The organism is Achromobacter sp. E1, from assembly GCF_037039475.1.
GTDB classification, from domain to species: domain Bacteria; phylum Pseudomonadota; class Gammaproteobacteria; order Burkholderiales; family Burkholderiaceae_B; genus Achromobacter; species Achromobacter mucicolens.
This window is the reverse complement of the sequence record NZ_CP146253.1, coordinates 5278579-5302251: the sequence shown is the minus strand read 5'-3', so window position 1 is coordinate 5302251 and position 23673 is coordinate 5278579. Positions and strand designations below refer to the sequence as shown.

General features: G+C 65.4%; 25 protein-coding genes and 1 tRNA gene. 9 read left to right on the top strand and 17 right to left on the bottom strand.

What is annotated here, in order from left to right; all coding sequences use genetic code 11:
* Nucleotides 1-16: 16 nt before the first annotated feature.
* The 3 genes from ampD to ccsA form a co-directional block, all read right to left on the bottom strand.
* The gene (ampD, locus tag V6V88_RS24495; RefSeq protein WP_223573202.1) at nucleotides 17-595 is read right to left on the bottom strand and encodes a 1,6-anhydro-N-acetylmuramyl-L-alanine amidase AmpD; all 579 of its coding nucleotides are present in this window, start codon (nucleotides 593-595) and stop codon (nucleotides 17-19) included.
* A 94-nt stretch (nucleotides 596-689) separates the two neighbouring features.
* Nucleotides 690-944: a PP0621 family protein gene (locus V6V88_RS24490; protein WP_128829324.1), complete on the bottom strand. Its 255-nt coding sequence runs from the start codon at nucleotides 942-944 to the stop codon at nucleotides 690-692.
* A gap of 1 nt (nucleotide 945) precedes the next feature.
* Nucleotides 946-1788, bottom strand: coding sequence for a cytochrome c biogenesis protein CcsA (ccsA, locus tag V6V88_RS24485; protein WP_062839871.1), 843 nt, complete (start codon nucleotides 1786-1788; stop codon nucleotides 946-948).
* Between the two features lie 107 nt (nucleotides 1789-1895).
* Between ccsA and ffh the strand changes: the two genes are divergently transcribed.
* Nucleotides 1896-3302, top strand: coding sequence for a signal recognition particle protein (ffh, locus tag V6V88_RS24480; protein WP_056324911.1), 1407 nt, complete (start codon nucleotides 1896-1898; stop codon nucleotides 3300-3302).
* A 115-nt stretch (nucleotides 3303-3417) separates the two neighbouring features.
* Here the strand turns inward: ffh and lysM are convergent, their stop codons facing one another.
* The 4 genes from lysM to trmB form a co-directional block, all read right to left on the bottom strand.
* Nucleotides 3418-3864 carry a peptidoglycan-binding protein LysM gene (gene lysM / locus V6V88_RS24475; RefSeq protein WP_056324913.1) on the bottom strand — a complete coding sequence of 149 codons (447 nt, stop codon included), beginning with the start codon at nucleotides 3862-3864 and terminating at the stop codon, nucleotides 3418-3420.
* Nucleotides 3865-4167: 303 nt separating this feature from the next.
* Nucleotides 4168-4368 (bottom strand): sulfur carrier protein ThiS, encoded by a 201-nt coding sequence (gene thiS / locus V6V88_RS24470; RefSeq protein WP_056324916.1) that lies wholly within the window; start codon nucleotides 4366-4368, stop codon nucleotides 4168-4170.
* Nucleotides 4369-4379: 11 nt separating this feature from the next.
* Entirely contained in the window at nucleotides 4380-5321 is a 942-nt protein-coding gene (gene pip, locus V6V88_RS24465) for a prolyl aminopeptidase (RefSeq protein WP_062839872.1), read from the bottom strand.
* On the bottom strand, nucleotides 5321-6175 hold the full coding sequence (gene trmB, locus V6V88_RS24460; RefSeq protein ID WP_062839873.1) for a tRNA (guanosine(46)-N7)-methyltransferase TrmB: 855 nt from the start codon (nucleotides 6173-6175) through the stop codon (nucleotides 5321-5323). The genes pip and trmB overlap by 1 nt, the downstream gene beginning before the upstream one ends.
* A gap of 127 nt (nucleotides 6176-6302) precedes the next feature.
* Here trmB and V6V88_RS24455 point away from each other — a divergent pair, with 127 nt between their 5' ends.
* The 6 genes from V6V88_RS24455 to V6V88_RS24430 all read left to right on the top strand — a co-directional run bounded on the left by V6V88_RS24455 (nucleotide 6303) and on the right by V6V88_RS24430 (nucleotide 11250).
* Entirely contained in the window at nucleotides 6303-7199 is an 897-nt protein-coding gene (locus V6V88_RS24455) for a LysR substrate-binding domain-containing protein (protein WP_062839874.1), read from the top strand.
* A 121-nt stretch (nucleotides 7200-7320) separates the two neighbouring features.
* A complete protein-coding gene (locus tag V6V88_RS24450) occupies nucleotides 7321-8514 on the top strand; it encodes a CoA transferase (RefSeq protein WP_175234730.1) in 1194 nt (397 codons plus the stop codon).
* Nucleotides 8511-9464 carry a hydroxymethylglutaryl-CoA lyase gene (locus V6V88_RS24445; RefSeq protein ID WP_223573201.1) on the top strand — a complete coding sequence of 318 codons (954 nt, stop codon included), beginning with the start codon at nucleotides 8511-8513 and terminating at the stop codon, nucleotides 9462-9464. The genes V6V88_RS24450 and V6V88_RS24445 overlap by 4 nt, the downstream gene beginning before the upstream one ends.
* Nucleotides 9465-9538: 74 nt before the next feature.
* Entirely contained in the window at nucleotides 9539-10525 is a 987-nt protein-coding gene (locus tag V6V88_RS24440) for a tripartite tricarboxylate transporter substrate binding protein (RefSeq protein WP_062839877.1), read from the top strand.
* Between the two features lie 131 nt (nucleotides 10526-10656).
* Nucleotides 10657-10730 (top strand) — tRNA-Gly (locus V6V88_RS24435).
* Between the two features lie 241 nt (nucleotides 10731-10971).
* Nucleotides 10972-11250, top strand: coding sequence for an Arm DNA-binding domain-containing protein (locus V6V88_RS24430; protein WP_280001116.1), 279 nt, complete (start codon nucleotides 10972-10974; stop codon nucleotides 11248-11250).
* Nucleotides 11251-11308: 58 nt separating this feature from the next.
* On the opposite strand, the gene V6V88_RS24425 is transcribed toward V6V88_RS24430, so the two are convergent.
* The 4 genes from V6V88_RS24425 to V6V88_RS24410 form a co-directional block, all read right to left on the bottom strand.
* Complete coding sequence (locus V6V88_RS24425; RefSeq protein WP_280001115.1) at nucleotides 11309-12112, bottom strand: hypothetical protein; 804 nt, start codon at nucleotides 12110-12112, stop codon at nucleotides 11309-11311.
* Nucleotides 12113-12167: 55 nt separating this feature from the next.
* Nucleotides 12168-13250 (bottom strand): type IV toxin-antitoxin system AbiEi family antitoxin, encoded by a 1083-nt coding sequence (locus V6V88_RS24420; protein ID WP_280001114.1) that lies wholly within the window; start codon nucleotides 13248-13250, stop codon nucleotides 12168-12170.
* Between the two features lie 274 nt (nucleotides 13251-13524).
* Complete coding sequence (locus tag V6V88_RS24415; protein WP_223573196.1) at nucleotides 13525-13911, bottom strand: VOC family protein; 387 nt, start codon at nucleotides 13909-13911, stop codon at nucleotides 13525-13527.
* 122 nt (nucleotides 13912-14033) lie between these two features.
* Complete coding sequence (locus tag V6V88_RS24410; RefSeq protein WP_223573194.1) at nucleotides 14034-14783, bottom strand: SDR family oxidoreductase; 750 nt, start codon at nucleotides 14781-14783, stop codon at nucleotides 14034-14036.
* Nucleotides 14784-14969: 186 nt separating this feature from the next.
* On the opposite strand from V6V88_RS24410, the gene V6V88_RS24405 reads away from it, so the two are divergent.
* Nucleotides 14970-15875, top strand: a complete 906-nt coding sequence (locus V6V88_RS24405) for a LysR family transcriptional regulator (RefSeq protein WP_223573192.1) — start codon at nucleotides 14970-14972, stop codon at nucleotides 15873-15875.
* A gap of 329 nt (nucleotides 15876-16204) precedes the next feature.
* The gene (locus V6V88_RS24400) at nucleotides 16205-16600 is read left to right on the top strand and encodes a hypothetical protein (RefSeq protein ID WP_338616793.1); all 396 of its coding nucleotides are present in this window, start codon (nucleotides 16205-16207) and stop codon (nucleotides 16598-16600) included.
* 32 nt (nucleotides 16601-16632) lie between these two features.
* Here V6V88_RS24400 and V6V88_RS24395 read toward each other — a convergent pair whose 3' ends face one another.
* The 6 genes from V6V88_RS24395 to V6V88_RS24370 all read right to left on the bottom strand — a co-directional run bounded on the left by V6V88_RS24395 (nucleotide 16633) and on the right by V6V88_RS24370 (nucleotide 23664).
* Nucleotides 16633-17238 carry a hypothetical protein gene (locus V6V88_RS24395; RefSeq protein WP_223573190.1) on the bottom strand — a complete coding sequence of 202 codons (606 nt, stop codon included), beginning with the start codon at nucleotides 17236-17238 and terminating at the stop codon, nucleotides 16633-16635.
* Nucleotides 17239-17320: 82 nt separating this feature from the next.
* On the bottom strand, nucleotides 17321-19174 hold the full coding sequence (locus V6V88_RS24390; protein WP_338616789.1) for an ABC transporter ATP-binding protein: 1854 nt from the start codon (nucleotides 19172-19174) through the stop codon (nucleotides 17321-17323).
* Nucleotides 19175-19399: 225 nt separating this feature from the next.
* A complete protein-coding gene (locus tag V6V88_RS24385) occupies nucleotides 19400-20407 on the bottom strand; it encodes a D-2-hydroxyacid dehydrogenase (protein WP_338616788.1) in 1008 nt (335 codons plus the stop codon).
* The gene (locus V6V88_RS24380; protein ID WP_338616787.1) at nucleotides 20404-21552 is read right to left on the bottom strand and encodes a mandelate racemase/muconate lactonizing enzyme family protein; all 1149 of its coding nucleotides are present in this window, start codon (nucleotides 21550-21552) and stop codon (nucleotides 20404-20406) included. The genes V6V88_RS24385 and V6V88_RS24380 overlap by 4 nt, the downstream gene beginning before the upstream one ends.
* 29 nt (nucleotides 21553-21581) lie before the next feature.
* Nucleotides 21582-22556, bottom strand: a complete 975-nt coding sequence (locus V6V88_RS24375) for a tripartite tricarboxylate transporter substrate binding protein (RefSeq protein ID WP_160144406.1) — start codon at nucleotides 22554-22556, stop codon at nucleotides 21582-21584.
* A 193-nt stretch (nucleotides 22557-22749) separates the two neighbouring features.
* Nucleotides 22750-23664, bottom strand: coding sequence for a LysR family transcriptional regulator (locus V6V88_RS24370; RefSeq protein WP_338616782.1), 915 nt, complete (start codon nucleotides 23662-23664; stop codon nucleotides 22750-22752).
* Between the last annotated feature and the right edge of the window lie 9 nt (nucleotides 23665-23673).

Here is a 23673-nt window from a genome sequence, read left to right as displayed (position 1 = left end):
CCAATCCTTTCAAGGGTCAGGCCGGCGGCAGGTGCCGCCGCGCAAAGCCGCTGTCGCGCCCGAAGCGCGTCCAGTCGAATGCCGGCCCGGGGTCGGTCTTGCGCCCCGGGGCGATATGTTCGTGTCCCTGGGCGGCCACCAGGGGATAGCGCGAACGCAGCGTATGGGTCAGCTTGCGCAGCGACGCGTATTGCTCGTCAGTGTAGGGCAGCGTGTCCGTGCCTTCCAGTTCGATGCCGAGGGAAAAATCGTTGCAGCGCTCGCGTCCCGCAAAGCGCGACACGCCGGCGTGCCAGGCGCGCCGGTCCGTGGAGACGAATTGCATGACGCCGCCGTCGCGGCGAATGAAAAAGTGCGCGGACACGCGCAGCCCGCGCAGGCGTTCCAGCCAGGAATGCGAGCCGTAGTCGAGCGTGTTCAGGAACAGGCCCGCGACTTCGGGGCCGCCAAACTTGCCCGGCGGCAGGCTGATGTTGTGCAGGACCAGCAGCGAGACCTGCGCGCCCGCGGGGCGCGTGTCGCAGTTGGGCGAGCGCAAGAGGGAAACGCCCGGAGCCGGCGCCAGCCAGCCATGTCGATCCAGGAGCAAAGGCATAGGGAGGGAGCGAGTGAGGATTCCGGCGCCCATTATGCCGTGGGCCCGCCGATTGCCCTATCCGGCCACTTGGCCCGCCCGCTCGAAAGGGGGCTCAGCGCTTGGCCGGACCCAGGCGCGCGTGGTCGGCGCTGCACCAGGTCTGGCCGTTTTGCAGCAAGGCCTCGGAGCGGGGCAGATGGATGCCGCAATGGGCGCAGCGCACCATGGATTCCAGGGTGGGCGGTGCTGCGTCGGCCTGCGCCTTTTTCTTCGGGCCGGCCTGCCGCTGGGCGGCCATGCGGCCGGCGACGCGGGCAACAAACAGGACCAGGATGATCAGAACGATCCAGAAAAGCAACTTGCCCACGTCAGCCTCGATGCAGAATCATTTCCAGCACGAACCGGCTGCCGGTGTAGGCCAGAATCAAAAACCCGAAACCCGTCAGGGTCCAGCGCAGGGCGACGCGGCCGCGCCAGCCCCAGATGTGCCGCCCGGCCAGCAGCACCCCGAAGGTCAGCCAGGACAGCAGCGTGAAAACGGTTTTGTGATCAAACGGGAGGATCTTGCCGGTCAGCTTCATGGAGGCGATCGAGCCCGAGCCCACCGCCAGCGTCAGTACGACGAACCCGATCCAGATGATGCGGAAAAGCAGTTGCTCCTGCACCAGCAGCGGCGGTTGGGAATCGAGCACGCGCCCGATGATGCTGCGCTCGGCCGGCGCGTCCAGGGGCCGGTGCAGGTGGCGGTCCAGGAGAGCCATCATCATGGCGTGCAGGGCCGCGATGGTGATGAGCCCGTAGGCCGCCAGGGCGATCAGGAGGTGCACGCGCAGCCAGGCGTCGTTGGCATGCGGCACGAATTGCCCTTGCGGGAAGATGGCGGCAAGCCCGCTGGCGATGGCGGCGGCGGGCAGCAGCAGCAACTGCAGGCCGTCGATGCGCACGAGCAGGCTTTCCACCCAGAACACCACCATGCCCAGCCAGACGGCGGCGGACAAGGCAAGCGCCCATCCGATGAACAGGTGCTGGGCGCCCAGCATCGATTGTTGCAGCCCGATTCCATGGAGAACCAGGGCGCCCAGCAGGCACAGACGGGCAATTTTGCCGGTCTGTTCCACTTCCTTGGCGCCGGCCAGGCGGATCCAGAGCGACCCCCCGAGCACTGCGTACGCCAAGGCAGCCGCTGTGTGAAATACAATGCCTAGTGACATAGAAACCGTTGTCTGGATGGGGCCTTTGGGGTGCACGTCACCCGAAAGCGCAGAATCCGCGCCTGCGGCCACCGTTCAATCGACTAGTTTAAGCGGAAACGCCTCTCATGCTCGATAACCTAACTCAACGCCTGTCGCGTGTCGTCAAGACGCTGCGCGGGGAAGCCCGCCTTACCGAGGCCAACACGCAGGAGATGCTGCGCGAAGTGCGCATGGCGCTGCTGGAAGCCGACGTCGCTCTGCCGGTCGTTCGCGACTTTGTCGCGCGGGTGAAGGAAAAGGCGCTGGGCGAAGAAGTCGCCGGTAGCCTCAGCCCCGGCCAAGCGCTGGTCGGCGTCGTCCACAAGGAACTGACCGCCCTCATGGGCGGCGACCTGGGCGCCGACGCCAACGAACTGTCGCTCGCCGTCCAGCCGCCCGCCGTGATCCTGATGGCGGGCCTGCAGGGCGCCGGCAAGACCACCACCACCGGTAAGCTGGCGCGCTGGCTCACCGAGGGCCAGCACACCCAGCACGGCCGCAAGACCGGCAAGAAAAAAGTGCTGGTGGTGTCCGCCGACGTCTATCGTCCGGCCGCTATCGACCAGCTAAAGAGCGTGGCCGCGCAGGTCGGCGTGGATTTCCTGCCTTCCGACCCCAGCCAGAAGCCCGAAGACATCGCGCGCGGGGCCGTGGATCACGCGCGCCGCCATCATTACGACGTGCTGATCCTGGATACGGCCGGCCGTCTGGGTATCGACGAGGCCATGATGCGCGAAATCCGCGCGCTGCATGACCTGGTCAAGCCGGTGGAAACGCTGTTCGTGGTGGACGCGATGCAGGGGCAGGACGCGGTCAACACCGCGCGCGCCTTTGCCGAAGCGCTGCCGCTGACCGGCGTCGTCCTGACCAAGCTGGACGGCGATGCCCGCGGCGGCGCGGCCCTGTCGGTGCGCCACGTGACGGGCAAGCCGCTCAAGTTCGTCGGCGTATCGGAAAAGCTGGATGGCCTGGAGCCCTTCTATCCGGACCGCATGGCGCAGCGCGTGCTGGGCATGGGCGACATCGTCTCGCTGGTCGAGCAGGCGCAGAAGAACATCGACATCGCCGAGGCGCAGAAGCTTGCGTCCAAGATCAAGTCGGGCAACAAGTTCGACCTGAACGACTTCCGCGACCAGCTCGGCCAGGTGAAAAAGCTGGGCGACATGGGTTCGCTGCTTGAAAAGCTGCCCGCCCAGTTCCAGCAGGCCGCGGGCCAGTTGCAGGGCGGCCAGGCTGAAAAGCAGCTTCGCCGCACCGAAGGCATCCTGAATTCCATGACGGCCGCCGAACGCGCCAAGCCCGAACTCATCAAGGCCTCGCGCAAGCGCCGCATCGCGGCCGGCTCCGGCGTGCCGGTCCAGGAGGTCAACCGCCTGCTGGCTCAGTTCGAGCAGATGCAGGGCATGATGAAGCAGATGAAAAAAGGCGGCATGGCCAAGATGATGCGCGCCATGGGCGGCATGAAGGGCTTGGGCCGATTTGGAATGAAGTAAAAAAATGGCCAGACGTTGCGTCTGGCCAAGCAATCGCGGCGGGCAGGGGGCGCCGCGCCGCGACACAAGCCGGGGAACGCATGGGTGTCCCCCGGATTGTCGGAATGCGGGCCGCTTACGACAGTGGCGGGATGCGCAGCACCTGGCCCGGGTAGATCTTGTCGGGGCTGGTGAGCATGGGCTTGTTGGCTTCGAAGATCAGCGTGTTCTTGGCGCCCTGGCCCTTGCCGTATTGCGCTTCGGCGATCTTCCACAGGTTGTCGCCCTTTTGCACGGTGTACATCTTGGCTTCCGGCGTGGCCTGCTTGACCTGCAACTGGTTATCCACCGCGGCCACGCCCACGGTGTTGCCCAGCGCCAGCGAAATCTTCTCGGCCTCTTCCGTGCTCAACGCCTGACCGGCGACCGTGACCTTGTCGCCGTCCACCGTGATTTGCAGGCCATCCGCGTTCAGGCCGTGCTTATCGAGCTCTTTCTTCAATTCTTCCGCCGTCGCGGCCTTGGCCTCGCTGGCGCCGAAGAGCTTTTCTCCAACGTCCTTGATGAAATTGAGCAGACCCATAGTGTTTCCTTTTATCGATGTTGCGGTGAGAAAACCTGCGTGCTCCAAAGGCGCCTGCCGGGGGCAGGGCGGCGCGACAGAAACGATTATGACTCGCACATTTGCCGTACGACGAGAGGGCGCGGTGTAACAGGTTGCTAGCCTCTTGCCAGACTACGCAACAATGCTGGCACCTTCGCAGGACGTTGGTATCCGCGGATGTACGCCGCCTCATTCGCGGGGCGGCATGCAAAAAGGCCGCTGTGTGTCAGCGGCCTTCAAGGTGACGTGCGATGCGGCGCCGAAGCGCTGCAAACAAAGGGGTCAGCCGCCGCCCACCGCCACGACGATTTCGATCTGGTCGCCGTCGGACAACGTCGTCTGCGCGTGCTGGCTCTTTGGCACGATTTCGCCGTTGCGTTCGACGGCCACGCGCTTGCCGGCATAGCCCAGCGTTTCGAGCAGTTCGTTCACTGTGGTGTCCAGCGGGAACTCGCGGGCGTCTCCGTTCAGGGTGATGTGCATGACAGGGGTCCTCACTGTTTGGCGTAGTCGTCGGTGGCGGCGATCAGGCGTGCCAGCGTGCCGGGTTCGTCGAAGGCATGGCCTGCATCGGGCACCAGATGAAAGTGCGCCTCGGGCCACGCGCGATGCAGGTCCCACGCGGTGCGCGCGGGCGTGCACACGTCGTAGCGGCCCTGCACGATGGTGCCCGGGATGCCGCGCAGTTTGTGCGCGTCGCGGATCAGCTGGCCTTCTTCCATGAAGCCGGCGTTGAAGAAATAGTGGTTCTCGATGCGCGCAAAAGCCAGCGCCGCGCGGTCGGCGGCATGGCTTTGCTGGTGGCGCGGGCTGGGCAGCAGCGTGATGGTGCTGTCTTCCCATTTGCTCCAGGCCTTGGCGGCACGCAGTTGCTCGGCGGGGTCGCTGCCCGTCAGGCGCTTGTGGTACGCCGCGACCAGGTCGCCGCGCTCGGCTTCGGGGATCGGCGCCAGGTACCCTTCCCAGCGGTCGGGAAACAGCCACGATGCGCCTTCCTGGTAGAACCACTGGATCTCGGCGCGCCGCAGCCCGAAGATGCCGCGCAGCACCAGCTCGCTGGTGCGCGCCGGGTGCGTCTCAGAGTACGCCAGCGCCAGCGTCGACCCCCACGAGCCGCCAAACACCAGCCACTTGTCCGCGCCCATGACTTCTTCGCGCAGGCGCTCGATGTCGGCGACCAGATGCCACGTGGTGTTGTTGTCCAGGCTGGCGTGGGGATGCGAACGGCCGCAGCCGCGCTGATCAAAGAGCAGCACGTTGTAGCGTTGCGGATCGAACAACTGCCGGTGCACGGGCGAGCAGCCGCTGCCGGGCCCGCCATGCAGGAAGACGGCGGGCTTGCCGTTGGGGTTGCCGCACATTTCCCAATAGATCTGGTGTCCGTCTCCGGTGTCCAGCATGCCTTGACGGTAGGGTTCGATCGGCGGATAGAGCATCAGGCGGCTCGCTTGAAGATCAGGTCCCAGACGCCGTGGCCCAGGCGCAGGCCGCGTGTCTCGAATTTGGTGAGGGGGCGGTAATCGGGGCGCGGCGCGTAACCGTCCGCGGTGTTCTTCAAGAGCGGCTCGCCGCTCAGCACTTCCAGCATCTGCACCGCGTAATCTTCCCAGTCGGTGGCGCAGTGGATGTAGCCGCCGGGAGCGATGCGGCTGGCGAGCAGCGAGATGAACGCGGGCTGGATCAGGCGGCGCTTGTGATGGCGCTTCTTCGGCCAGGGGTCCGGAAAGTAGATGTGCACGCCGGCCAGGGAATCCGGGGCGATCATGTCGCGCACGACCTCCACGGCGTCATGCTGGATGATGCGCAGGTTCTGGATGCTGGAGTCTTCGATGCGGCGCAGCAGCGAACCGACGCCGGCGTTGAAGACTTCCACGCCCAGGAAGTTGTCGCCAGGGCGGGCGAGGGCGATCTTTTCGGTGGTCTCGCCCATGCCGAAGCCGATTTCCAGCACCGTCGGGGCCTGCCGTCCGAAGGCGGCGGCCGGATCCAGGCGGCGGGGGGCGTAGGGAATGGACCATTGGCCCATCAGGCGCTCCAGCGCGGCAAGCTGGCCCTGCGTGATGTGGCCGCGGCGGTGCACGAAGCTGCGGATGTGGGTGGCGCCGGGGCTGTTGGGCGCATAGGCGGCGCTGGCCAGCGCGGCCTGCGTTTCGGCGGAGACGGCGGCGGGCGCAGCGGCGTGCGCAGCGGCGGTCGCGGCGGCAGGGCTCTCCGCGGGCTGGGCGGACGCGTCTGCTGCGGTGTCTGCGGGGGGGCTGGCGGGGGTGTTCGTGGGGCTATTCGTATTCATAGGCGCGATTGTAGTGGCAGGCTTGCCCGCGCGGAGCCGGTCAGAAGGACTAAAATAGGGACACATTTATCCCGCTTACCTGCGGCTATAGTTTCAGCCCGGTTTCCCTGTGCTGTAGTCCTTTTTCATGAACGTTGCCCGGATCGACCTCGTCACGCTCGCCCTGTTTGTCTCCGTGGCTCGCCAGGGAAGCATCTCGGCCGGCGCACGCCAGTCGCATCTGGCGGTGGGCGCGGCCAGCAAGCGGATCTCCGACCTGGAAGCGGCGCTCGGGTCGCCCCTGCTGTACCGCAATGCCGCCGGCGTGGAACTGACCGACGCCGGCCAGGCGTGCCTCGCGCACGCGCTGCGCGTGCTGCAGGAAGTGGAACAGATGGCCGGCGCGCTGTCGGACTTCGCGCAAGGGGTGCGCGGGCAGGTACGGATCGCCGCCAACACCTCGTCGCTGACGCAGTTCCTGCCTGAGGACCTGGCCGCTTTCATGGACGAGCACCCCGCGGTGCGGATCGACCTGGAAGAACAGAACAGCATCGACATCGTCACCGCCGTGCTGGAGAACCGCGCGGACATCGGCGTGTTTGCCGATCGCACGCCGGCAGATGGCCTGGCCACCTTCCCGTACCGCCTGGACGAACTGGTGCTGATCGTGCCGCAACGCCACCCGCTCGCGGCCGAACCGCAGGTCGCCTTCGCCGACACGCTGGCCTACGACTACGTGGGCCTGCCGCCCGCGACGTCGCTGGCGACCCGCCTGTCCGAGGAAAGCGGCCGCATGGGCCGGGCGATGCGGCTGCGCATTCAGGTGCGCAGCTTTGACGCCATCTGCCGCATGGTGGCGGCCACGCGCGGCGTGGGCATCCTGCCGCGCATCGCCGCCGAGCCGCACGCGCGATCCATGCCGATCCGCCTGATTCCGCTGACCGACGAATGGGCGCGCCGCTGGCTGCTGCTGGGCGTGCGCGACGCCGACACCCTCACCGTGGCCGCGCGGCTGCTGCTGGCCCATCTGCGCGGCGAGCGCTGAGGGTTAGCCCGGGGTTTCTCGTTCCGGGAATGCCCCTTTCCCCGATTGTCCATTCCGCATCCTGACGTTTTGCGCGCACACTGCCGCCCATCATTACCGTAGGACGCGCCTGGGAGGCGATATGGCAGGGCAGATTCTTGCCGGCATTCGTGTGCTGGAACTGGGACAACTCATCGCAGGGCCTTTTGCGGCCAAGACCCTGGCCGACTTTGGCGCGCAGGTCATCAAGATCGAGCCTCCGGGCCAGGGCGATCCGCTGCGTAAATGGCGTCTTCTGCACGAGGGCACGTCGGTGTGGTGGGAGGCGCAGTCGCGCAACAAGCAGTCGGTCTGCGTGGACCTGCGCCAGCAGGAAGGCCAGGACATCGTGCGCATGCTGGCGCGCGAGGCCGACGTGCTGATCGAGAATTTCCGCCCCGGCACGCTGGAAAAGTGGGGCCTGTCGTGGGAGGCGCTGCACGAACTGAATCCGCGCCTCATCATGCTGCGCATCTCGGGCTACGGCCAGACCGGCCCGAAGGCGCGCGAACCGGGCTTTGCGGCGATTGGCGAAGCCATGGCGGGGCTGCGCTACCTGAACGGCGAGCCGGGCCGCGCGCCGGTGCGCGCCGGATTGTCGCTGGGCGACACCATTGCCGGCCTGCACGGCGCGCTGGGCGTGATGCTGGCGCTGTACCAGCGCGATGCGCGGGGCGGCGTGGGGCAGGTGATCGACACCGCGCTGTATGAAAGCCTTTTCAATCTCAGCGAGAGCCTGCTGCCCGAGTATTCGGTGTTCGGCGCGGTCCGCGAGCCTGCCGGCGCGTCGCTGCCCGGCATCGCGCCCTCCAATGCCTATCCCTGCCAGGACGGCTATGTGCTCATCGCCGGCAACGGCGACGCCATCTACACGCGCTTGATGGCACGCATTGGCCGCGACGACCTGGGGCAGGATCCGGCGCTGGCGCACAACGACGGACGCGCGCGCCGCGTGGACGAGATCGACGCCGCCATCGGCGCGTGGACGCAGCAACGCCAGATCGACGACGTGCTGGCCGCGATGCTGGAAGCGGGCGTGCCGGCCGGCCGCATCTATTCCGTGGCCGACATTGCCAAGGACCCGCACTACCGCGCCCGCAACGCCATCACGTCGATGGAATCGGCCGCGGGCGTGCAGGTCGAGATGCCCGCCGTCTTCCCGTATCTGTCGTCCAACCCCGGCGCGGTGCGCGAGCGCGCGCCGACGCTGGGCGAACACACCGACGCGGTGCTGGCGTCCGCTGGCCTGACCGAAGCACAGCGCGCCGCGCTGCGCGCCAAGGGAGTGATTGCATGAACCACGGACCCGACCGCATCGAGATCAACGAAGTCGGCCCGCGCGACGGCCTGCAGATCGAAAAGACCCTGGTGTCCACTGACGACAAGGTCGCCTTCGTGGACGCGCTGTCCGAATGCGGCTTCGCGCGCATCGAGGTCACCAGCTTCACGTCGCCCAAGGCCATTCCCGCCCTGGCCGACGCCGTCGACGTCATGCGGCGCATCAGCCGCCGTCCCGGCGTGATCTACACCGCGCTGGTGCCCAACGTGCGCGGGCTGGAACGCGCGCTGGAAGCCGGCACCGACGAAATGAACCTGGTCATGTCGTGCAGCGAGACGCACAACCGCGCCAACCTGCGCATGACGCGCGACCAGTCGTTTGCCGAGCTGTCGCAGGTGCTGGCTGCCGCGGCGAACGCCGGCGCGCCTTGCAACGTGTCGTTGTCGACCGCTTTCGGTTGTCCCTTCGATGGCGACGTGCCTCCCGACACGGTGCTGGACCTGGCCGCGCGGCTGGTCGATGCGGGCGCTGCCGGCATCACGCTGTGCGACACGACGGGCATGGCGTTTCCGACGCAAGTGGGGGCGCTGTGCGAACAGGCCGCCGCCCGCCTGCCGGCCACGCCGCTGACCGTTCACTTGCACAATACGCGCGGCATGGCGCTCGCCAACGCCATCGCGGCCTGGCAGACCGGCATCACCCGCTTTGACGCGGCGGCGGGCGGCCTGGGCGGATGCCCTTATGCGCCGGGCGCCAGCGGCAACGTCAATACCGAAGAACTGGTCCACATGTTTGCGTGCATGGGCGTGCAGACCGGCGTGTCGCTGGAACCGCTGCTGGCCATTGTCCGCAATTTGCCGGGCCTGGTTCAGCGGGATCTGTCCAACGCGCTGTTGCAGGCGGGCCCCAGGCTGGCCCTGCATGCGCCGCCGGCGTGGCTGGCGGAACGGTTTCCGGCCGGCGCCTGATTGATCGGCCGCTTTTCAGCATTACCTGCAGTACCTGACACCACCCACAGATAACAATACCCAGGAGACAACGCATGGCCTCTTTCCGCCTGCCCACCGCCCTGCGCGCCAGCGCCGCCTTTGCCCTGACCTTTGCCGCCGGCGCCGCCAGCGCGCAGGCCGATTTTCCGAATCGCCCCGTCACGCTGATCGTGTCCGCCGCGCCGGGCGGCACCACCGACATCGCCGCCCGCCTGATCGCCCAGCCCTTGGGCGCGGCACTGGGACAGAGCGTCGTCGTCGAGAACAAGCCCGGCGCGTCGGGCGGCATCGCCGCGCAGGCCGTGGCCCGCGCCAAGCCGGACGGCTACACGCTGCTGCTGCAATACTCGGGCTTTCAGGTCATCACCCCGCACGTGACGCCCGCCGCCGGCTGGGATCCCATCAAGGATTTCTCGCCCGTTGCCAACGTGCTGTCGGCGCCGCAGGTCGTGGTCGTGCGTCCGGACCTGCCCATCAAGACCCTGAAGGAACTGGTGGCTTACGCCAAGGCCAACCCGGGCAAGCTGAACTACGCGTCGTCGGGCAATGGCTCGCTGCAGCAGGTTGCCACGGAACTGCTCAACCAGATGGCCGGCACGCAGATCACGCACATTCCCTACAAGGGCACGGGTCCCGCGCTGAACGATCTCTTGGGCGGCGCCGTCGACATGACCATCACCACGCCGCCGCCGCTCCTGGGCCAGATCGCCGCGGGCAAGCTGCGCGCGCTGGCGGTCACGGGCAACGCCCGCCTGCCGTCGCTGCCCGACGTGCCGACGGCCGCCGAAGCCGGCTACCCCGACCTGATCGTCTCGTCGTGGTTCGCCATGTATGCGCCCAAGGACACGCCCGCGCCGGTCGTGGACAAGATCGCCGGCGAGATCCAGAAAATCATGAAGACCGACGAGTTCCGCAAGAAGGCGGCCGAGCAGGGCGCCGAGGCGACGTTCATGGGGCCGAAGGAACTGGGCGCCTACACGCAGACCGAACTGGACCGCTGGGGCAAGGTGGTCAAGGCGGCCAACATCACGGCGAATTGATCGCTGCGGGTGTTCGTCGCGATTTATCGTAGCGATTGACCGGAACGGGGCGGTTTACCGCCGCCCCGCCCGAAAAAAGCCGCGCTATAATCGCGGCTCTGCCCGGCCCACGGCCGCGGCACGACACCCGAGCGGGTGTAGTTCAATGGTAGAACGGCAGCTTCCCAAGCTTCATACGAGGGTTCGATTCCCTTCACCCGCTCCAAGTAGCGCTCCGTACCCGGTTCGTCGCTTTGGGAAGAGATTCCAAGTGATTGGATTTGAATAATATTTTTTTCATCCCGCATGCTGTGGGGATCGGAAAAATGCCTCTCTAGCGCCCCCATTTCCGTACATTTTTTGGTCCATCAATACGGGGCCGGCATCTCGCATTGTTTCTGTCCGTCGCGTGACGTTGCTGCGACCATGGCTTCTATCCCATCTAAGTTAGGATTTGTGGAGCAAGCGTGGCGCTGACTGACGTACATATCCGAAACGCCAAGGCAACGCGGAAGGTTTACACACTGGGCGCCTACGACGGCCTGTCGTTGCTCATCTCGGCCCAGGGCAGCAAGGCCTTGCATTTCCGCTACCAGCTGCTAGGCAAGCGGTCACGGATGTCTTTCGGTACTTATCCCGAGTTGAGCTTGCATGATGCGCGGACCATGCGGGTAGAGGCGAGGGCGATGATCGCCAAAGGCATCAACCCCAGGTTAGTCTCTGATGCCTGCGTTTACCTTTGTTAGCGTTTGGCACGTTGGCGCTGTGCTTTTTCCAATGCGGCGGTCATTCGTTGAGCGTGATTCAAGCTCGCAGCGCCATCGCGCGTAGCAGCGCGTCAATCTGCCCGAACGCATCCTGTTGCCACTGTTCGGGCGTGCGATCGCCCAGCGCATTCGTGTCTTCGACGAAACGCCTCACGCAGGTGGGACCATGTCCTTCGAAGGCGTCAAACTTGTCGGCGATGTGTTGGAAACCTCGCTCGCCGCTTGCGTGTCCCATGAGCGGAAGGCATTGCTGCGCCAGAGCCTCAATGCCATCAGGATAGTTCCGTACGCAGTAGTAGATGTCGTAGGCATCTTTCTGCTTGTAGCGGCCCGCCAACGCATGGCCTTTCATTGCCAGTAGTGCAGGGATAGAGCACACCGCGATCTCCACGCGGTTGGTCCCTCCGTTCGGCATCGGGCCTGCCACCGCCACCAGTTGATAGAACCGCATCGCCAAGTCAGCGCCGTCAGCACGCTGTACGGCAAAGTCGCTGATCAGGGGAGGATTGTTTTTGACGATCTCTGCATCGCGCGGCATCAAGAAATCGACCACGATGTCGATCCCCCCTCCACCGTCCTTCACGGAAACCTGACGAACCAGTTGGAATCGTCGAAGCCCGTCGCGCTGGGCATATCCGTGACCCTGAAGCGCACCGATCAAGGTTGCGTATTCACCGTCGCCGAGAGCTTCTGCATCAAGTCCAATGTCTACATCGAGTGTCCCGACGTGGGGCATCTCCTCGTTGGCCAGTAGCAGCCAGGGGACGGCACCACCTATGATGACGAATTTGCCTTTGAAGCTACCAAGTATCTGGCCGATCTCGATCAGCACGGATTTCACGGCCGTAGTCGTGCGGTCGTCGTATTCGGCGGCCGATTGTGGTTCCTGGGGGGGGTCATTTGGGCCATGTAAGCTTTTCGTTGCGCAGGTGGTCGGCAGCCTCGGCGCCGCGTTCGCCGGCAATGGAGAGGTCGAGGTAGGTTTGAACCAAGCTTGTGCAGACTGCGCCCGGCGCAGGTTCAATGGTGTCGGCAAACAATCCCGTGTCTTTCGGCACGGTGATGACCACGTTCTCGCCCTTCGCGGCAGGCGTGAGCTTCAGCGTTGCCTGAAGCTCACGCAGACCATCTTCGTCGGCGAAGAAATAGTGCGTGCCGGTACGACCGTAGGGCGAAAGCCACTGCGCTGCTGAGAACGATGCGAAAGCAGCATGCCGGGGACCGTCTTTGGGACGCAGTGCGCTACGGGCAGCTTCTTCGAACGCGCTTCCATGCAAAGGCGTGTAGAACCGCAGCCGCTCACCTGGCGGTGCTGTGTAGCTGTTCCGCCATGCGTCCACCAGCGCGTCGGGATCTGAGAGAACGAGGCCGTCATCTGAGGCGCGTGCCCATTCTCGATCGATCAACCCGGTGCGCACATTACTGACGTGCCCCAGGCTGACTCCGGAGATTTCCGACAGCTCGGTGACACGCCAAGCACGGCCTGGCTCGCGCAGCATGGTGCGCAAAACCTGGGCCGACTTCGGCCTGAACAACGACTTGAGTTCGCGTTGCTCCGCCGCAGGCTTGTCTGTCACCATGCGTTCGATGAATACGCCGCGGAAGGCGACCCGGGCGTTGCCTTCCAGGTCGAGATAGCTGACACCCTTCTCTTCGCACAGTTGCCTTACCGCAGGTGAGATATAGGGGGCGATGAAGACGGGCGTTGCCTCGGGAGCGCGCTGCGCAACGTAGTTCCGCAGCTCCAGCAACGCGGACCGGGCGTACCGTGGTTGCCCGTTCGACTTGTACTCGCAGATGAGCAAATGCTGTCGCCCGTCCACGAGTAGTCTGGCGATCAGGTCCGGCTCCCAGTCGTCGGACACGGCCTCGGCTTCGATCCCTTCGATCTGAAGGATCGGGATCCTTTCAAGCAAATGGCGCAGCGCCTCACCAGCCCGCGCCTCGGCATCTTTCATTGATTTGGCATCTTTCAGCATCTGCTGAAAATAGCATATTTTTTGAAATCCGTTGCCGAAATTTCACTTTCCAAGTCAATTTCAACATTTGCTGAAACCAACAAATAAAGTGAAATCATGTGTCGACGCAAGGAGCAAAGACTGAGCTCCACCAATCCCCAGCAAGCTCCCAGCCCCGCGACGCGAATCCTTCGATTCTGCCGCGTCGGCATTTCATTCCCTGCATCGATTCAATGCCCCGCGTGCGGATGTCCGCGTCGGCGTGCGCCGCGGGATTCCCATACGCGCCGTGCGGTCAGGCGGCGCGGTGGCACACGGCCTCGACGTTGTAGCCGTCGGGGTCCAGGATGAAGGCACCGTAATAGTTGGGGTGGTAGTGGGGCCGCAATCCCGGCGGGCCGTTGTCCCGGCCGCCGGCGGCCAAGGCGGCGCGGTGGAAGGCGTCGACCTCGTCCCGGCTGCGGGCGCGGAAGGCCACATGCACGCGCGGGGTGCAGGGCGTGCCTTCATGGATCCAGAACTCGCCGCCCGGGTTGTCGACATCGGCGCGGTCGCCGGCGCCAAAGCCCATGTCGGTCTCGAAAGTCTTGCGTGGCACATAGCCCAATTCCGCCAGCGCGCTCTGGTAGAACGCGCGGCTACGCGCGAAGTCGCTCACGTGGATGGTGATGTGGTCCAGCATGCACTGCTCCTTCAGCAAGGCGGCCCCCCCGGGCCGGAGCGATCAGCATAGGCCATGGGGGCGGGCAAGGAAGCGATGTATCGCAAGTCGAGGCGACTGCATGGGGCTGGCGCGGCGGTCGCTTACACCTGCGCCATGCCGCCATCCACAAACAGCTCGACGCCATTGACGAAGCTGGCCGCGTCGGAAGCCAGAAACGCAACCGCCTTGCCGATCTCTTGCGGCTCGCCCAGGCGGCCCAGCGGCACCTGCGCGGCCAGATGATCGAACAGGCCTTGGCGCGCCTCGTCCGGGACCAGGCCGCCCAGTCCGGGCGTGCGGACCGGGCCGGGGCTGACGACGTTTACGCGGATGCCGCGGTCCTTGAGGTCCAGCGCCCACGAACGCGCAAAGTTGCGCACGGCGGCCTTGCTGGCGCTGTAGACGCTGAAGTTGGCCGTTCCCTGGATCGAAACGGTCGAGGCCGTGAGGATCACCGACGCGCCGTCGACCAGCAGCGGCAGCGCCTTTTGCACGGTGAACAAGGTGCCGCGCACGTTGGTGCCGAATATGCGGTCGAAGTGTTCTTCGGTGATGGCGCCCAGCGGCATCATGTCGCCGCCGCCGGCGTTGGCAAACAGAATGTCGAGCCGCCCGGCGCTTTCGGCGATCTGGGCGTAGACCGTGTCCAGATCGCTCAGCACCGACGCGTCGGCGCGAATGCCCGTGGCCGCGCCGCCAATGCTGGCCACGGCGGCGTCAAGTTCCGCCTGGCGGCGTCCGGTGATGAAGACCCGCGCGCCTTGCGCGGCCAGTTCCTGGGCGGTTGCCAGGCCGATACCCGTGGTGCCGCCGGTGACGAGGGCGATTTTGCCGTTCAGTTGGTTGTTCATGATGCGCTCCATGTTTTTGAAAGTGAAGGTTGACCGTCATGTGCCGGTGCGGCGAATTCCGCTGAGAGGCCGGTAATGACTGGGCATGGAGGTACTGTAGGGCCGCCTGGATAATGAATAAACCCGGTAAGATTGAAAGAACTATTCATATTTATGGATAATCGGCGAGCTTGAGGAGACTGCGGCATGGACCAATTGACGGCGATTCGCGGCTTTGCCCGCGTGGTGGAGGCGGGCAGCTTCACGCGGGCGGCAGATTCGCTGGACATGCCGAACGCCACGCTAAGCAAGATGGTCCAGGACCTGGAGGCGCACCTTGGCGTGCGCCTGTTGCAACGTACGACCCGGCGCGTGACTGTCACGCCCGAAGGCCGCGAGTACTACGAGAAGACGCTGCGCATCGTGCGCGACCTGGAAGACATCGACGGCGGCTTCAAGGCGGTGCAAGGAAAGCCCAAAGGGCATCTGCGCATCGATGTGGGCGGATCCACGGCGCGCGATGTGCTGATCCCCGCGATCCCCGATTTCCTGGCGCGTTATCCCGACATCAGGATCGATCTTGGCGTGTCGGATCGCGCGGTGAATCTGATCAGCGACAACGTGGATTGCGTGATCCGTGGCGGTCCGCTTGACGATTCATCGCTGGTGGCGCGGCAGATCGGCAAGGCGGACCTGATCACGTGCGCCACGCCGGGATACCTCAAGCAATTCGGCACGCCGGCATATCCGGATGAGTTGAAGAACGGCCACAAACTGGTCAGCTACCTGTCGCCGCAGAACGGCGGGGCATTTCCATTCCGCTTTGAACGCGATGGCGTGAAAACGGAGATCAAGGTCGAACATCGCGTGGGCGTGAACGAAAGCAACGCGCATCTGGCGGCGGCGCTGGCGGGCTTGGGCATTGTGCAGACCTTTACCTATGCGGCGGGCCCCGCGTTGAAGCGTGGCGCGCTCGTCGAGATCCTGAAACCGTGGCGGCCCCAGCCGTATCCCTTTCATGTGGTGTATCCGCACAACCGCCATGTCACGCACCGGCTGCGCGTGTTCATTGATTGGCTCTTGGCGCAACTTCCCGCGCGGCTTGGGGATTGAGCCTGGCTGCCGGGGCATTCTGCATTACCTGGCGCATGGGTACGCGCAGGAAAATTTCCATCGATCCATTTCGAATATGCGGTTCGTTTCGCGCAATTGAGGCCTGTTCTGCCCTCAATCAATGGACCGCCAAGGAAGGACACTAAGCGCTGACAGCGGCTGGTAAAACGACGTCGAAAAACGATGGCGAAGCGTTCCTTGTCTTCGCCGTCATGAAGGGAATCCGAGTCGGCCTTTTTTTGCCGCTAGGACCCGCCATCGACTTCGTTACCGGGGAGTGCTGATTCCATGTTGCGCCAGCGTGCGTTCCTTTTGTTTGGCATGCCGGCATGACGCAGGCTCCCCTCCCGCTTCTTGAGCGCCTGCGCGTCGACGGCGTCATTCGCGCTGACCACCATGCGGCGGCGCTGCTTAGGCTGCAAGCGCTGCCGCAGGCGCCCTTCATGACGCTGGGCGGCGCCCTGGTCTGGCTGGCGGCCGAGGGCATCCTGTCCGAACTGGATCTGGACGAGATGTTCGAGTCGGCCGTGACCGAGGGTACTGTCGACCGCAACGCGACGCGTCGCCAGGCCCTGGCGGAGATGGAAGCGTTGTGCCAGCGCGGGATTGACAATCACGTCGCACGTTTGGAGCGGGGCAGCCTGCTCCAGGCCATTTTTCCGGGGCGGCGCTGGGCCTGGCTGGTGGCCATTGCCGGGGCGGCCGCCGCGATGACACTGCTGTAGCGGCAGGCGGTCCCGCCGCTTGCCGCAGTGCATCAGAAGCTGGGCTTTCTCGACTGGCTACGCTGCACAAACTCGATCCGTGCATTCGTCCATGCCGGGTCAACCATCTGGATGCTGACGCCGCTGTATTTCAATACCGCCTGCGTCATGTCGTTCGAGCAGCCCATGCCGGGATTCGAGCTGGGCTTGGCGCACCACTCCATATTCAGGTCGTTGGGATAGTTGGACTGGCGGCCATACTTCTCCAGCGCCGCCTTGCCCATCGCTTCCTTGTTGGCCGGGGTCCAGGGCAGTTCATAACGGATCTGCGACACCGCGAGCGGGCGTTGCTGGTCGACGGGCACGCGCGGTTCGAAGTGGACGATGAAGTTGATGCCGTCCTTCTCGTAGCTGAAATTCATCGGCATCTTGGAGTTCGTGACGGGGTTGTTCCTCGCGTAGCCGATCCGGATGTCTTTCTTGCCCACATGAAAATTCTTGGCGGCGGCGGCGAGCGCTTCGTCAAAGTCCATGCCGGTCTTGACGCCGGCAACGTCGAACTCGCGGGCATCGACGGACCGCTGTGAGGCGGCGTGCGCGGGCAGAACGGCGGCGGCGCCGAGCGCCGAGATGAGGAGGGCAGCTTTCAACTTCAACATAAAGATCCTTATCGAATGGCGCGAGGATTATCCGATCGGACCCTTATTGCGTCCCTAATAAAGTGCAACGAAACTTCTCCGGTCACGGCTGCTGGCTGGGTTCGCTGGGCTCTTCCGCCAGAAAACCGCCGCTCTGATGACGCCACAAGCGCGCGTACACCCCGTTCATCGCCAGCAGTTCCGCGTGGCTGCCCTGTTCGATGATGCGCCCTTGATCCATCACGATAAGCCGGTCCATCGCGGCAATCGTCGATAGCCGGTGCGCGATCGCGATGACGGTCTTGCCTTGCATGACTTCGTCCAGGCTCTCCTGGATGGCGGCTTCCACTTCCGAGTCGAGCGCGCTGGTGGCTTCGTCCAGCAGCAGGATGGGTGCGTTCTTGAGCATGACGCGGGCGATTGCGATGCGCTGGCGCTGTCCGCCAGACAGCTTGACGCCACGTTCGCCGACGAGCGTGTCGTAGCCGGTGTGGCCATGCGAATCGCTGAGCTGTTCGATGAATTCGTCGGCCTGCGCACGGGCCGCGGCGGCGCGGATCTCTTCGCGGCTGGCGTCGGGGCGGCCGTAGGCGATGTTGTCGCAGATGGACCGGTGCAGCAGGGACGTGTCCTGAGTGACCATGCCGATGGCGCTGCGCAGGCTGTCCTGCGTGACCTGCGAGATGTCCTGGCCGTCGATGCGGATGTGGCCGCGCTCGACGTCGTAAAAGCGCAGCAGCAGGTTGATGAGCGTGGATTTGCCGGCGCCCGAGCGGCCGACCAGGCCGATCTTTTCGCCGGGGCGCACGGTGAGCGTGAGGCCGTCCAGGACCTGGCGCTCATTGTTGTAGTTGAAGTAGACGTCGTCGAACTGAACTTCGCCGCGCGTGACGCGCAGGGTGGCCGCGTTGGGCGCGTCCTGGACTTTGGGTGCGTGGGTCAGGGTGGCGATGCCGTCCTGCACGGTGCCGATGTTCTCGAAAAGCGAGGTCATCTGCCACATGATCCAGTGCGACATGCCGTTCACGCGCAGCGCCATGGCAGTGACGGCGGCGACGGCGCCGGTGCCGATTTCGCTGCCATGCCAGAGCCACAGCGCGTAACCGCCGGCGCCCAGGATCAGCGCCGACACCAGCGCCTGGTTGACGATCTCGAACTGGCTGACCAGACGCATCTGCCGGTAGCCGGTTTCCTTGAAGTCCTCCATGGCGGCGCGCGCGAAGCGGGCCTCGCGGTTGGTGTGCGAGAAGAGCTTGACGGTGGTGATGTTGGTGTAGGCGTCGGTGACGCGGCCCGTCATGGTCGAGCGGGCATGCGCCTGTTCCTTGCCGACCTTGCCCAGGCGCGGCACGAAATACATCATGGCCAGCCCGTAAAGCGCCATCCAGCCGATGAAGGGCAGCATGAGCCGCCAGTCGAACCCGCCAGCCAGCGCGACGATAGTGATGAAGTAGACGGCGATGCCGAGCACGATTTCGCAGAAGGTCAGCAGCACTTCGCGCACGGCCAGGGCGGTCTGCATCACCTTGGTGGTGACGCGGCCGGCAAATTCATCGGAGAAGAACGACAGGCTTTGCCGCAGCATCATGCGGTGAAAGTCCCAGCGCAGGCGCAGCGGCAGGTTGATGGCCAGAACCTGATGCTGGACCAGCGTGCGCAGCGCGACAACGCCGACGCTGGCGCACAGCACGATGGCGATGCCCCACAGAACGCGCTGCTCGTGCGCCGACGCAGGCTCTCCGGCGTTCCAGGCGGTCAGCATGTCGACGACCTGGCCCAGGAAGGCGAAGAGCCATGCTTCGTAAATGGAGACGGCCGCGCTCAGGATCGCCAGCGCGGCGATGTAGCGGCGCGAGCCGTGTGTGCAGAACCAGAGGAACGCGAAGAATCCCGTGGGCGGCGGGGGCACGTTCTCGGAAGGGAAGGGATTGAGCTGGCTTTCAAATCTGCGGAACAAGGCAGAGACTCCGGAATCTGGATGGGGCTTTCGATGAGGCGCTGGCGCGGCGCGCACGGCCGCGGCGGGCCTGGGGGAGCAAGTCCCGGCGCAAAGCGATATTTAAGCGCATTCGGCAAACGCCGGGAAATGCGGGGAGCGATTCGGCGGCGCGAGATGAAAGCCTGGTCGATTGGCCGGCGGGGAAGGGGCGGGATCGACGCGGAAGGAACCCGCAAGACGGGGTTAGCGGCGCGCAGCGCCCAGCGCTGCCGCGTGAGCCGCCAGCCAGTGCCGGAACCGATCCGCAAAGCCGTCGACGACGCGGTCCTCGTGGCCGAGCGACGCCGCGCTGTTGTGGGGGCTGATCCACACCGAGGGCAGCGACCAGAGGGGCGACGCCACGGGCAGCGGCTCTTCGGTGAAGGTGTCGAGGTACGCACCCGCCAGGTGTCCGGTGGCCAGCGCGTGCGTCAGCGCGGCTTGGTCGACCAGCTCGCCCCGGGCGACGTTCACGATGCGGGCGCCGCGCGGCAGCCGCGCGAGCTGGCGGCCGCCGACGATGCCAGCGGTCGATGCGTTCAGGGGCAGCGCCAGCACCAGCCAGTCGCAATGCGGCAGGACGTCGTCCAGTTGATCCAAACCGATGACGGTGTCAAAGCCTGGCGTTGGTTCGGCTCGGCGGCGCACAGCCGTGGCGGACAGGCCAAGCGCCGAGCACAAACGCCCGATCTCCTGCCCGATCGCGCCTGCGCCCAGCACCACCACGCGCATCGACGCGAGGTCGCGGGGCCGCGCATCGCCCGTCAAGGGTTGCCATGCACGCTGCGCCTGCGACGCGAGCCACCGGTCGAAGCCGCGTGACTGCGCCAGGATGGCAGCCACCGCCGTCTGGGCAATGGGGGCGGCGGTGACGCCGGTTGACGCGGTGACAGGGATGCCGCGCGCCAACGTGGGTGCGTACTGGGGCAAGTCCTGGCCGGATGAGCACACGTGCAGCCAGCGCAGGTTGGGCGCGGCGTCCGCCACACGGAAGAAGGCATCGGATAGCGGCCCGGGCTTGCGCAGCGAGCTGCCTTCGTACAGGTCCCGCGAAAAGAAGGCCACGTCGATGTGTCCGGGGTCCGCGGCTTCGACACGATGGCGTTGCAGGCGCACGCCGCCCGCTTGGGCCAGGCTGTCCAGGCGCGGGCCGTGCGCGGCATCGACCTTGGCCGACAGCAGCAGGCCCAGCGCGGGGGCGGCCGTGTTCAACGGACGACCTGCCACCGGTCGCGTTCGCCGGGATAGACGACGCCGTATTCTGCGATCGCATCGTCGTCGAAACGAAAGGCAAGACCGGGCTCCTTGGGCACCAGCAGGTTGCCGTCTTCGGCCTGCAGCTGGCGGTCGATGAGGCGGCGGAAGTTGACGATGTGATCGTCCGGCATCCATTCCACGTAGGTCGCGTTGGGCGCGCTGGCGGCCAGGTGGATGTGCACGTCGTGCCACGCGTGCGGCGCGACGGTGATGCCGTGGCTGTCCGCCGTGGCCGCGATTCGGCGCCATTCGGTGATGCCGCCGCACACGGTCGCGTCGGTCTGCAGGATGGTGGTGGCGCCGCTGGCGATCAGGTCCTTGAAGCGCCAGCGGCCAGCTTCGACTTCGCCGGTGGCGACGGTGACCGGCGTGGCGCGCGCCAGCCGCACGTGGTTGTCGATGTCGTCGGGCGAGAAGGGTTCTTCGATCCAGAAGGGGTGATAGGGCTCGAACGCGCGCATGTATTCCAGCGCCGTGGGCAGGTCGCGCCATGCATTGTTGGCGTCCAGCATCAGGCGCACGTCGTCGCCGATGGCCTCGCGCACGGCGGCGATGCGCTTGCGCTCGCCGGCCACGCTTTCCAGGCCGACCTTCATCTTGACGGCGCGAAAGCCTTCTTTGACGTGCTGCGCCATTTCGGCAGCCAGCTTTTCCGGCGTCTTGCCCGGCTGGTAGTACCCGCCGCTGGCGTAGGCCGGCACGCGGTCCTTCACCGTGGCGCCCAGGTACTGGAAGAGCGGCACGCCGGCGCTGCGGGCATTCAGGTCCCACAGGGCCGTGTCCAGGGCGGACAGCGCGCGCATCACGCCGCCGGCGCGGCCCAGCAGCAGCGCTTCCTGGTACAGCTCGGTCCACAGACCTTCGACCCGCAGGGACTCCTGGCCCACCAGCCGCGGCGCCAGCAGGTCGGTCACCGCCACGGACAGCAGGCGTCCCGCGCTGTTGACTGCGTAGCAGTATCCCAGGCCCTCGTGGCCGTCGGTCGAGCGGATACGCACCAGACAGTACTCGCGCGCCTTGACCTGGCGCGTGGAGAACGTCACCGGATTCGCGAGCGGCACGCGGGCGATGCAGACTGAGACGGATTCGATGGTAGGCATATGCAGGGATGCTCCGGTTTGGATTGGGATCAGTCGAACTTGAGGTTGCTTTGCTTGATGACGCCAGCCCACTTCACTTTTTCGCTGTCGATCAATTGCTGGAACTGCGCGGGCGATTCATCCAGCGGCTTCAGGCCCATTTCGTCCAGGCGCGCCTGCATGGCAGGCTGGCTGACCACGCGCGAGATCTCCTTGTGCAGGAATTCGACGACCTGCGGCGGTGTGCCGGCCGGCGCGATGATGCCGAACCACACGTTGGCCTCGTAACCGGGCACGCCGGATTCGGCCAGCGTCGGCACGTCGGGCAGTTGCGGCAGGCGCTCCTTTGACGTCACAGCCAGCGCCTTGAGCTTGTTCTGCTTGATGAACGGCAGGCTCTGCGTGGGCGTGGCGAAGATCAGCGGAATCAGCCCGCCGATTACGTCGGTCTGCGCGGGCGCGCCGCCCTTGTAGGGAATGTGGTTCATGCGGATGCCGGCCATCTGGTCCAGCAGCTCCAGCGAGATGTGCTGCGTGGAGCCCTGGCCCGGCGTGCCGAAGTCGATGCCGCGCTCTTTCTTCTTGGCCAGCGTGATCAGGTCTTTGGTGGTGTTGGGCTCGAACTTGGGATTGGCGACCAGCACGAACGGGGTGTCGGCGATCAGCGAGACCGGCGCGAAATCCGTGAGCGTGTAGGTGAGGTTGGGGTAGAGCAGCGTGTTGGTCACGTGCGAGGAGATCACCAGCATCAACGTATAGCCGTCGGCGGGCGAGCGCTTCAATTCACCGGTGGCAATGGTGCTGTTCGCGCCCGGCTTGTTCTCGACGATCATGGGCTGCGGCCACGTCTTGGACAATTCGGCCGCCACCATGCGGGCGACCGTGTCGTTGGATCCGCCGGGCGCCATGCCAACCATCAGGCGCACGGGTTTGGCGGGGTAGGTATCGGCAAATGCCAGCGGGGCGGCGCAGGCGAAGGCGGCGGACAGGCAGCCGCCAGCGAGAACACGGGCGAGGCGCTTCATGGGGTTGTCTCCTTGAATTGTTCTGCTGTTGTGACCCCATGATAGACAGCGCTTCTCAGTCGATGAATGGATAATTTTGATAAGAAAATCGAAGAAATCGATAAATGCGCGCGAGGCGAAAAGCGGGCGCTTCAATGCGGGCGGGGTGCGCCGGTGGCAAGGCGCCCGCCCGTCTGGCATCGCAGGCGAAGCGTCAGTCCAGCGTGCGGGCCAGCGCCTGGACGGAGGGCTGCAGGTGTTCTCGCAGCAGTGCGAGGAAAGCCTGCGCAGCCAACGAATCGGTGGCGTCGCGCCGCCGCGCCAGGCAGATGTCGCGTTCGTTGATCGGCAGCGATAGCGGCACGGCCTTCAGTCCGGCCAGCCGAAACTGAAATAGCGCCAGAGTTGGCGCAATGGTGACGCCCAGGCCGGCCGCGATGAACCCGGCCGCCGTCGACAGGCTGTTGACCTGGTGCGAACGCAGCCACTGCCGGGGATAGATGGCGGCGTCCAGGTGCTGGCGGATGCTGCTGTTGCTCTCGAAGCCGATGATGGGATAGTCCAGCACGTCCTGCACCGACAGGCGGCGGCGGGCCGCGAGCGGGTGCCTTGCGGGACAGATGAAGTGAAAGGTGTCGCGCGCCAGCACCTCGATGTCGAGGTCGGTGCTGGGATAGACAGCCGCGCACAGCGCGAAATCCACCTGGCGGTTGCGAACCATGTCGATGCACACGGTGCTGGCCACGTCCTGCACCTGCACGCTGATGCCGGGGTAGTCGTCGCCGAAGCGGGCGATCAGCCCGGGCAGGATGCCTGACGAAATCGACGGCAGCGCGGCAAGCGCGACGCGGCCCTTGCGCCGCTCGACGTGGTCGCGCATTTCGGCCAGGGCGCGCTCCGTTTCGGGCAGCAGGTGCGCGACGATGTTCTCAAAGGCCTCGCCCTCGGCAGTCAGCTCGACGTTGCGTGTGCTGCGCGAGAAAAGCTTCACGCCGAGGTCGCTTTCCAGGTTGGAAATGAGGGCGCTGAACGCGCTCTGCGTCAGACAGCAGTGCTCGGCCGCGCGCGTGAAACTGCGCAATGCCGCCAGGGCCGTGAAGGCCTTCATGTGGCGTAGCGATAGGTTCATGCGGCGGAC